The organism is Kitasatospora sp. NPDC053057, assembly GCF_044546945.1.
GTDB lineage: Bacteria > Actinomycetota > Actinomycetes > Streptomycetales > Streptomycetaceae > Kitasatospora.
The window spans coordinates 1-8,949 of record NZ_JBITZP010000085.1 but is presented as its reverse complement, the minus strand read 5'-3'; the positions used below and the strand labels follow the sequence as shown (position 1 = coordinate 8,949).

Annotated in this window: 9 protein-coding genes; 3 read left to right on the top strand and 6 right to left on the bottom strand. The window is 74.8% G+C overall.

Annotation, left to right across the window (positions count from 1 at the left end):
• Positions 1-64: 64 nt before the first annotated feature.
• The 5 genes from ACIG5E_RS38405 to ACIG5E_RS38385 form a co-directional block, all read right to left on the bottom strand.
• The gene (locus tag ACIG5E_RS38405) at positions 65-415 is read right to left on the bottom strand and encodes a DUF1330 domain-containing protein (RefSeq protein WP_396541788.1); all 351 of its coding nucleotides are present in this window, start codon (positions 413-415) and stop codon (positions 65-67) included.
• 812 nt (positions 416-1,227) lie between these two features.
• Complete coding sequence (locus tag ACIG5E_RS38400; RefSeq protein WP_396541786.1) at positions 1,228-2,019, bottom strand: DUF4253 domain-containing protein; 792 nt, start codon at positions 2,017-2,019, stop codon at positions 1,228-1,230.
• A 94-nt stretch (positions 2,020-2,113) separates the two neighbouring features.
• Positions 2,114-2,977 (bottom strand): alpha/beta fold hydrolase, encoded by an 864-nt coding sequence (locus tag ACIG5E_RS38395; protein ID WP_396541784.1) that lies wholly within the window; start codon positions 2,975-2,977, stop codon positions 2,114-2,116.
• Positions 2,978-3,160: 183 nt separating this feature from the next.
• Positions 3,161-4,171, bottom strand: coding sequence for an aldo/keto reductase (locus ACIG5E_RS38390; RefSeq protein ID WP_396541782.1), 1,011 nt, complete (start codon positions 4,169-4,171; stop codon positions 3,161-3,163).
• A gap of 44 nt (positions 4,172-4,215) precedes the next feature.
• Positions 4,216-4,569: a hypothetical protein gene (locus ACIG5E_RS38385; protein WP_396541780.1), complete on the bottom strand. Its 354-nt coding sequence runs from the start codon at positions 4,567-4,569 to the stop codon at positions 4,216-4,218.
• 457 nt (positions 4,570-5,026) lie between these two features.
• On the opposite strand from ACIG5E_RS38385, the gene ACIG5E_RS38380 reads away from it, so the two are divergent.
• From ACIG5E_RS38380 to ACIG5E_RS38370, 3 genes are all read left to right on the top strand, one after another.
• A complete protein-coding gene (locus ACIG5E_RS38380) occupies positions 5,027-5,587 on the top strand; it encodes an XRE family transcriptional regulator (RefSeq protein WP_396541778.1) in 561 nt (186 codons plus the stop codon).
• A 110-nt stretch (positions 5,588-5,697) separates the two neighbouring features.
• Entirely contained in the window at positions 5,698-6,237 is a 540-nt protein-coding gene (locus ACIG5E_RS38375) for a ParH-like protein (protein WP_396541776.1), read from the top strand.
• The gene (locus ACIG5E_RS38370; protein WP_396541774.1) at positions 6,234-7,529 is read left to right on the top strand and encodes an MAB_1171c family putative transporter; all 1,296 of its coding nucleotides are present in this window, start codon (positions 6,234-6,236) and stop codon (positions 7,527-7,529) included. The genes ACIG5E_RS38375 and ACIG5E_RS38370 overlap by 4 nt, the downstream gene beginning before the upstream one ends.
• A gap of 215 nt (positions 7,530-7,744) precedes the next feature.
• Here the strand turns inward: ACIG5E_RS38370 and ACIG5E_RS38365 are convergent, their stop codons facing one another.
• Positions 7,745-8,569 carry a DUF4253 domain-containing protein gene (locus tag ACIG5E_RS38365; protein ID WP_396541772.1) on the bottom strand — a complete coding sequence of 275 codons (825 nt, stop codon included), beginning with the start codon at positions 8,567-8,569 and terminating at the stop codon, positions 7,745-7,747.
• Positions 8,570-8,949: the final 380 nt, after the last annotated feature.

Sequence of the window (8,949 nt, the reverse complement as noted above, 5' to 3'; positions counted from 1 at the left end):
CGCCCTCGTCATGCTCTGCCTCGGCGGCAACCGACCCACCCTGCCACGCCGCCAACCCGCATGATCACACCCACAGGTACATCAGAAGAGCCTCATTGAGGCTGTCCGCGCCCCGGTAGCCGACCGGTACGCCCTCGGCGATGATCACGTCGGCGACCATGTGGCGGGTGCGCAGCGGCAGGATCTCCCGGTAGGCGGGCGAGTCGTACCAGGCGCGGGCCCGCTCGTAGTCGGGGAACTCGATCAGGATCAGGCCGAGCGGGCCCCAACTGCCCTCCGGGTTCTCGAACTTGCCGCCGTGGACGACGAAGCGGCCGCCGAAGTCGTCGAGGGTGGCGTCGATGCGCTCCAGGTACTCGACGATGTCGGGGCACATCTGGGCGGAGTGGACCTGGGCGAGGGCGAAGGCGGTCATGTACTGCTCCCGTGGTGTCGTGGGGGGCGGTCTTGTTGACGTCCTTGTTGACGTCTTCGACGGTACGGGGCGGCGGGGGCCGGGCGAATCAGTCACGCATCAGTAGAGGCGACGTACATGGGGACCTGATGGTTCGTGTAGCATCCGCCCAGCTCAAGCGCTTGATCAAGGTGAAGTGGGGTGGGGCGGCGTGCCGGAGAGTGCCGGGGACGGGCCGCAGGACGGCAGAACGATGACGCGGCGTCGGCGGGCCCTCGCGATCGCGGCGGGGGCGTGTGCCCTCGGTGCGGCGGGGCTCGGCGGGGTTCTGCTGCTCACCGGATCACCTGGCACCGCCCTGGCGGCGCCGGATGCCGCGGCCACGTCGAGCCCTTCCGCTGCGGCGTCGCCCTCGCCGTCGGCGGAGGCGTCGACGGAGGCGTCGACGGCTCCCCCGGTACCGCTCCCGGCCGAGACGCCCACGGTCGTGCCGGCGGACGACGGGACCGAGGCCGCGCCCGAGCCCTCCGTCACCAAGCAGGCCCCGGCCCGCCCCCGCGCCACGACGACCCCGGCGGCTGCGGCTCCAACTCCGGGTGCGGCTGCGGCTCCGGCGGCGAAGCAGCCCTCGGGCAAGCAGGCGCCGGCCCCTGCCGCGAAGCCGGTACCCGACGGGACCATCCCGCCCCGGCCTCCCCTGCCGACGTTCGGGCCGGTGCGGACCGACGCCCCCTGCCCGCCCGGACAGGCCATCACCTACGCCGGCTGCCGCCCGCTCGGCCCGGTCGTCACACTCGGCCCGACCACCCCGCGCGGCTGAGCCGGCCGGGCGGTCAGTCCCACCAGAAGTGCCACCGGTGGGAGCCGACCAGTTGCTCGGCGTAGGCGGTGAGGCTGCCGGCGCCCTGGTGGATCTGGTCGGGGCAGAGGGCGGCGTGTTCGGCGGTCGGCGGCAGGGCCTCGGCGAGGGTGGCGGGTGGCACGGGGATGCTCAACTGTAGGGTGTCGAAGCCCACTTCGACCACCTGGGCGCCGAAGCGGCGCTCCCAGTCGGCGAGGACGGCGGCGATCTTGGCGATGTCGTTCTCGTGGTTGAGCGGGCCGCTCCACCCGCACGCCACCAGGGCCTCGGCTCCGCTGCGAGCCGGGACCAGTCCCAGCCGCACGTCCTCAACGGACTGCAGCACCTCGGCCAGCCCCCGGGCCTCGGCGTCGGCCGCGCTGTCGGGGAGGGTGACGGCCGGCGCGAGCCCGGGCCAGGCGGGGCCGTAGGGGGCGAGGGCCTCGTACTCCTCCTCCGCCTCCTCTGGGTCGAACTCCCCGTCCGGCTCCCACCACTCCCGCAGCAGGGCGGCCGGGTCGTGGCCGGCGGGGTCGGAGGCGCGCTCCGTGCTGAGCTCCCCGGACAGCCACGGCCGGAAGTCCGTATCGTTGCGCAGCGGGCGCAGCAGCAGCGGCCACAAGCCGCTCTGCGGATGGGCCCGGTGCAGCTGCTCCCACAGCCCGGCGGGCGCGGGCCCGTCGCTGATCCACAGCAGCGGCTCCGTCCCCTCCCCCTCCTCCCCGACGACGGGACGGCCGGGCGGCAGCGGGACGGGCGGGGCGACATCGAAAGGCCAGGTCATGCGGCCACCGTAGGAGCGGGCACTGACAACGGAGTCCGCGCCGCCCCTCGGCCGATGGCGCCGAAGCCGAAGCCGGCTCCGGCTCCGGCTCCGGTCAGGATCCGGCGGGCAGCAGCGCGGCGACCTCGCCCAGGACCCGGGCCGCCTGCGCCGGGTCGACCAGCCACTTCAGGTGGCTGCCGGCGAGTGTGCGCACGTCGTAGGGGTTGTCCGGCGTCAGGGCGTCGCCCTCGCGGATCATCCGGTCCTGCATGGCGGGCGGAATGCTGGTGTCCTCGGCCAGCCGGACGTACGTCCTGGGGATCTGCCCCCAGCTGTCGGGCCTCGCCCGGTCGTCGGGGGTGCCGGCGTCGAGGGTCTCGTCGGGCTGGAAGGTGTTGAGGAAGGCCAGGAACTCGTCGTCCGTCCCGTCGGCGAGGAAGGCCGCCTTGAAGGCCGCGAGGACGCCGGGGTCGGCGGTGCGGAAGTTGACGCGCAGCACGCCGAGTTCGGCGGGGTTGCCGACCATCGCCGAGGCCAGGCCGGCGGCGTCGACGGTGGCCATCTCGGGCTCGGCGTAGTAGGAGCTGACGTCGAGGTCGACGGGGCACCAGGCGGAGACGTAGACGATGCGGTCGATCAGGTCGGGCCGCTGGTTGGCCGCGACGGTGGCCGTCATGCCACCGCGGCTGTGCGAGACGAGGATGACGGGGCCGTTGCGCTTGGCCCGCTCCAGGATCCCGATGAGGTGTGCGACGTTGTCGGCGAGCGTGACGCCCTTGATGGCGCCGGGCGCGGTGGCGAGCCCTTCGGGGTCCTGCGGCGCCTGGTAGGCCCGCGGGTAGGTCGCGGCGAACCCGTGTCCCGGGAGGTCGACGGCGACGGAACGGTGGCCAAGGAGGCCGAGTTCGGCCTGGAGCGGCGCGAAGGAGAAGGAGTTCGCGAAAGCTCCGTGGACCAGCACGAACGTCGGTTGCATCGGTGTCTACAACTCCCTTTTCCGGGGCCTGAACAGCGTCGGCGGCGTGCGAACGCCCGCCCGCTGCCTGGTGGTTCACCCTACCCAGCGAAGATCATTCGCACTACCCGGGCCGGCCGTTCGACCCCTGCGCTCCGCCGCCCGCCCCGCCGCCGACGGCCGCGGACGGCCGCCGACGGCCCCTCAGGCCCAGGGCAGGGACGAGCGGGTGCGCCAGTAGGCGTCGGCGGGTTCGGCCATCGTGGCCAGGAGGGCGAGGTCGTCGGGGGTGAGCACGGCCTCGGCGGCGGTGAGGTTGGAGGCGAGCTGGTCGAGGGTGGCGGCGCCGGACAGGACGATGTCGGCCCAGGGCTGGGCGGCGGCCGCGGCCAGGGCGAGGGCGTCGGGGGTGGTGGCGGTACGGGTGGCCAGGGTGCGCAGGGGGGCGGTGTCGGGGCCGGTGGCGTTGCGGCCGGCCAGGCGGCCGTTGGCCATGCCCTCCTTGACCACGACCAGCCAGCCGGCCCGGTGGGCCTCGGCGAGGGCGGGGGCGGCGGAGGTCTCCAGCAGGTTCCAGGTGGCCTGGACGGCGGCGAACAGCGGGCGGCCGTCCACGGTGACGGCCAGGGCCCGGCGGATGGTGTCGGCCTGGGCGGGGCCGCTGGTGGACAGGCCCACCCGCACGCCCTCGGCGGCGAGGCCGGCCAGGCGCTCGTGCAGGGCGGGGTCGGTGAGGGCGGGGCTGTCGGCGGTGACCGAGTGGACGAGGTAGACGTCCAGGTGGGGGCCGAGCAGGGCGCGGGTCTCGCGGATCTGGCGCTCGTACACCGCCGTCGAGTGTTCCTTGACCTCGTGTGCGGTGACCCCACTGGTGCGCCAGTCGGCCGTGTAGGTGTAGCCCCACTTGCTGCCGACCGTCACCTCGGCCGCGGCCTCGGGGTGTTCGGCGAGCCACTGGGCGAGGAACTCCTCGGCGCGGCCGTAGGAGCGGGCGGTGTCGAAGTAGCGCACGCCGGCGGCGTACGCGGCGTCGAGCAGGGCGTGGGTGCGCTCGCGCAGGGCCTCGACGGTGCGCTCGGCGGGCAGGTCGTCGGCGCGGCCGAGGGTGATGTAGCCGGGACGGCCGACCGCCGCGGTGCCCAGGCCCAGGCGCGCGGCGTGCGGGCGGGCGGCTTCGGCGGGAGCCGGGGTGGGGGCGGCGGGGTCGGTCGGCACGGCGGGGTCTCCTCGGGCGGGCGCGGGGGTGCTCGCCTGGGACTTTAGCCGTCGCCTGGCTCCGGACCGGTGCCCGGCTGGTCCAGGCGCAGCACGAAGTTGACGTAGTCCAGCGGCTTGCCCGGCCAGTGGCGGTCGTTGCTGGTGAGCAATTGGCTGCGCACGCCGTCGCGTTCGGTGAGCGGCCCGGGGGTGGTGCGCAGGTTGGGCTGCCAGCTGCGGCCCCACAGGTGGTGTTCCAGGGCGAGTGTCCAGCTCTCCTCGTCCACCTCCAGCGCGGCGCCGGCCCGGCCGGGGAGCACCCGGGTGCCACAGGGGCCGCGTACGAGTGCCCGTTGGTCGAAGTCGGCGTTGCGGCCGATCACGGTGATCCGCCACGCGCCGTGGAACCTGAGCACGTCCGTCTCCCGTCCTCGCGGCGCGCCGCTCCTCGGGTGCGCCCTCGAAAGGGGCCAACGGATGCGGGGCGTACGGAGGATCAGGCGGACGGTGGCCGTTCGGTTTCGGGGCGTACCGGCGCGGTGCGGCCGCCCGGGCCGTACGGGCGGCCCGGGCGGAGAGCGGGTGCGGCCGGAGGACGCGGGCGGCGGTGCGGAACGTACGGAATGCACGGCACCGCGCGGTGGGCCAAGGGCCGTCGACACGCAGTAATCTGATGGCGCATCAGATCGCTTTGCCGGCGCCTGGGGGGTGCCCGTCCAGGATGTCAGCCGCCGTTACGCGGGTCAACTGGAGTTGATCGTGAGCATCTTCGGATCCACGCCAGCTGATGCCGTTCGGCTATCGTGACCTGTCCGGCCCTGCCCGTCCGTCGAGGTCGCGGCGCGGAGGGCCCGGGCGTGAGGAAGGTGGGGAATGACGGAGTCGACGGGGGACGGCGTTCAGGTGGGAGCGGAGGGCGCTCCACCGGAGCTGAACGGGCACCCGGACGGGCACGACGGGCACGAGGACGGATCCGGGAACGGACCCGGGAACGGATCCGGGAACGGTCAGGCGAGCGCGGAGGCGAGCGGGCTGGCGGCCCGGATCGAGGCGCTGTTCCACACCGTCCGCCGCCCCGACCGCGAGCAGTACACCAACGAGGAAGTGGCCCGGGCCTGCCGCGAGGCGACCGGGGAGTCCTTCTCCACCACCTACCTGTGGCAGCTGCGCACCGGGCGCCGGGACAACCCGACCAAGCGTCACCTGGAGGCGCTGGCCCAGTTCTTCCAGGTCCCGCCCGCGTACTTCTTCGACGAACAGCAGGGCGCCGAGATCGCCAAGGAGCTGGCGCTGCTCGGCGCGCTGCGCGACGCGGGCGTGCGCAGCCTGGCGCTGCGGGCGGTGGGCCTGTCGCCGGAGGGCCTGGACACCGTCAGCGAGCTGGTCGACGTGATCGCCCGCCGGGACGCGGTGCGCAAGCGCCCCTCGTCCTGAGTCCTGGGACCCGAGACCTGCGTCGGGGTGGAGCTGGAGGGGAGCTCGGCTTGTGGGGTGACTTATGGGGTGGCCGGGGCTACCGGTCCACGCTGCGGCGCTGTCGCCGGATGGCCGAACAGCTGGAACTGCCGAGCCCGTTCGACCCGGTGGTGCTGCTGGAGCGGCTGGCGGTGCGGCGCGGGCGGCCGATCGAGCTGCTGCCGGTGCCGGCCCGTCCGCACGCCCCCTGCGGGCTGCTGGTCTCCACCCTGGAGGCGGACTACATCCTGTACGCGGCGGACACCGGCGCGCTGCACCAGCGGCACATCCTGGTGCACGAGATCGCGCACCTGCTGCTCGACCACGCCGGCTCCGCGCCGCTGGCCCCGGCCGCCGCGCTGCTGCCCAACCTCTCCCCCGCGCTGGTGCAGCGGGTGCTGGGGCGCACCAGCTACGACGAGCCGCAGGAGCGGGAGGCGGAGCTGCTGGCCTCGCTGATCCTGAACCGGGCAAACCGGGCGGACGCCGCCGACCGGCCGGGGCCGGCGCCGGCGCGCGGTTCGCTGGACGCGCTGGGCCTCCTGCTGGGCAGCGGCCCCGGGCCCGCTGACGGCGAAGCGAACGGCGGCGTGCCGAAGGACCGTGAGCGGAAGGAGGGACGGCCGTGAGCGACCTGGCCCTCTACCCCGTCGGGTTGTTCTTCGTTCTGAGCGCCGCCCACTTCGGCCGCAGCCGGATCGACTCGCGCGCCGCCGCCCGCTACACCTGCTATGGCACGGCCCTGCTGGGCGCCGCCCTGCTGGTGCTCGCCCCGCCGACCGTACGGGCGGTGCAGGGCACGGGAGTTCCGGTGCTCGCGGTGCTGGTGATCGTGCTCGGCGACGGGCTGCGCGACGGCGCGGCCGCGGCGATCCGGCTGCTCGCACCGGCACTGCGGGAGGCCGACGCCGGGTGCGCCGCGCACGCCGACCCGGCCACGCACCGGCACGGGGTGCGGGGTGGACTGGCCCTGCTGGGCACGGTGCTGGGGCTGCGGCTGGCGCTGATCACCGCCGCCGCGCCGGGCCTGGCGGGCGAGGACCTGACCGTCGGGCCCGAACTGTCCGCGCGCCTGGCGCTGGCCGGATACACCGCCGTGGGCATGCTCCACACCACCGTGTGCCTCATCGCGCTACTGCGCGAACTGGTCCGGCGCACCCGGGCGGCCGGCCCCGGGCGGCTGGGCATCGGGCTGCGGCTGCTGACCGGCGGGCTGGTGGCCGGGCTGCTGTGGAACGCCTGGAGCATGGACGACGTGCTGCGCGCGGCCGCCACCGGCAGCCAGGACGGCCCCGAGGACACGCTGTGCGCCGTCCTGGGCGGGCTGTGCGCGGCCCTGATCGCGGCGGGCCTGGGCAGCACGCTGTGGCCCACCGCGGCCGGGGCGGTACGGGGCTGGCTGCGCGCCCACCGCCACTACCGGGCGCTCACCCCGCTCTGGCGCGACCTGCACACCGTGCTGCCGGAGATCGCCCTCGACCCGGCCCGGCGCCTGCCGCTGCCCCCGCGCGACCCGCAGTTCGCGCTCTACCGGCGGATCATCGAGATCCACGACGCCCGCCTGATCCTGCGCCAGCACCGCGACCCGCGCACCGCCCGGTGGCTCGACCACGCCACCCGCCGCTTCCCGCCGCCCCGCGCCCACGCCGCCGCCACCGCCACCGCCGAGGCGGCGGCGCTGGCCGCCGCCCTGGAACTGGCCGCGGCCGGCACCGTACCGGAGCCCGCGGTGACCGAGGCGACCGCCGTACCCGGCGCGCACGGGACGACCACCATGGACACCATGGACGGGGAGGCCGAGCACCTCGCCCACCTGGCCCGCGTCTACGCCACCTGCCCGGCCGTCGCCGAGGTCCGCGCCCGCGCCCGCGCCCGCGCCGAACGGGCCCGCACCGAACGGGCCGAGGGAGCGCTGCGGTGAGCCGCCGCCCGTGGCCGGCCCTGCTGGTCCTCCTCCTGCTGGCGGCCGCCGGCGCGGGCGCGCTGTGGTACCTGTTCGCAGTGGTGCCCGGCCGCATCGTGTCCCGCTGGGAATGACCAGCACTGGAACCCGCTCAAACCGCCGCCCACGTCGGACAGTTGCCGGATCCGACCCGGATGACCGGCCCCGTCGCCTTCATCACCGGGGCGTGCCCGTCAGTCCCACCAGAAGGACCAGCAGCCCTCGTCGACCAGCTCCTCGGCATAGCCGCCCAGGCCCTCGTCGGACTGGAAGAGGTTGTCCGGGCAGAACGCCGCGTGCTCGGCCGCCACCAGCAGCGCCTCCTCCAGGCCCGTCGGCGGCGCCGCGACGCTCAGGTACAGCGAGTCGGCCCCCACCTGGACGACCCGGGCGCCGAACCGCTCCTGCCAGCTGCGCAGCACGGCGGCGATCGCGCCGCTGTCGCCGTGGCCGTTCGTGCCGTTCCAGCCGCAGGCGGCCAGCGCCTCGGCGCCACCGTCCGCGCGGACCAGCCCGATCCGCAACCCGGGCCGGCTGCGCAGCAGTTGGCGGGCCAAGCGGTCGGCGCAGTCCTGCGGATCCCGCGCGGCGGCCGCGGCCGCGGCGGGGGCCAGGCCCGGCCAGGCGGCGCCGAACGGTTCCAGCGTCTCCAGCAGCTCCGCCCGCTCCTGCGGATCGCCCGTCGGGCACCACAGCACCGCGCGCTCCCACCACCCGCGCAGCAGAACTTCCGGGTCGTACCCCTCCAATGCGGGCTTCCCCGGCTGCCCCGGCGCCAGGCCCAGGTCCGCGCCGTCGAGGTCCGGCCCCTCGCCCCTCGGCTCCAGCAGCAGCGGCCACAGCCCCGAGACCGCGTGCTCCCGGTGCAGCCGCTGCCACATCCCCTCCGGCGCCGCAGCCTCGCTCACCCACAGGGCGGGTACGACCTGACGGCCCGGCAGCAGCGGCACCGTACGGCCTTCGGCACTCCGGTCGGGGAAGCGCCCGCGCAGGCCGCTGAGCAGTTCAGAATCGATCACGCCCCCCACGGTAGGGGTACGCACCGACAGCGCCGGGGCCCGGCCGTGTCGGGGCTGCGCGCAGGGCATGTTGTGGAAGGAAGCGGTGAAGCCCGTCATCTCCCGCTCGCTGACCGTTGACCAACCCCGTGCGCCCCGACTTTCTCGGCGCCTGCGGTCATGGTTGGCCTCCGGCCAGGCAATTTCCGTTGTATGAGAGGGGCGCCCGTCCCTCATACTGTGCGCGGTGGAGGGGACAACGGACATCGAAGAGCTACAGGACCTGGTGGCCCGCCTGATCGGCAGGATGGCGTCCCGTGGAGTGGTGTAGCAAGGATCTTGGAGTAACCCCTGGTCATGGGGCAGCCATCGCGCAACTCTCTGAGTAGAACGGCGAGTTC

What these genes read in the sequence shown, in the direction of transcription:
- ACIG5E_RS38405 (WP_396541788.1), bottom strand. Translation starts at nt 415, where the DNA reads ATGACCGCCTTCGCCCTCGCCCAGGTCCACTCCGCCCAGATGTGCCCC.
- ACIG5E_RS38400 (WP_396541786.1), bottom strand. Translation starts at nt 2,019, where the DNA reads ATGACCTGGCCTTTCGATGTCGCCCCGCCCGTCCCGCTGCCGCCCGGC.
- ACIG5E_RS38395 (WP_396541784.1), bottom strand. Translation starts at nt 2,977, where the DNA reads ATGCAACCGACGTTCGTGCTGGTCCACGGAGCTTTCGCGAACTCCTTC.
- ACIG5E_RS38380 (WP_396541778.1), top strand. Translation starts at nt 5,027, where the DNA reads ATGACGGAGTCGACGGGGGACGGCGTTCAGGTGGGAGCGGAGGGCGCT.
- ACIG5E_RS38375 (WP_396541776.1), top strand. Translation starts at nt 5,698, where the DNA reads ATGGCCGAACAGCTGGAACTGCCGAGCCCGTTCGACCCGGTGGTGCTG.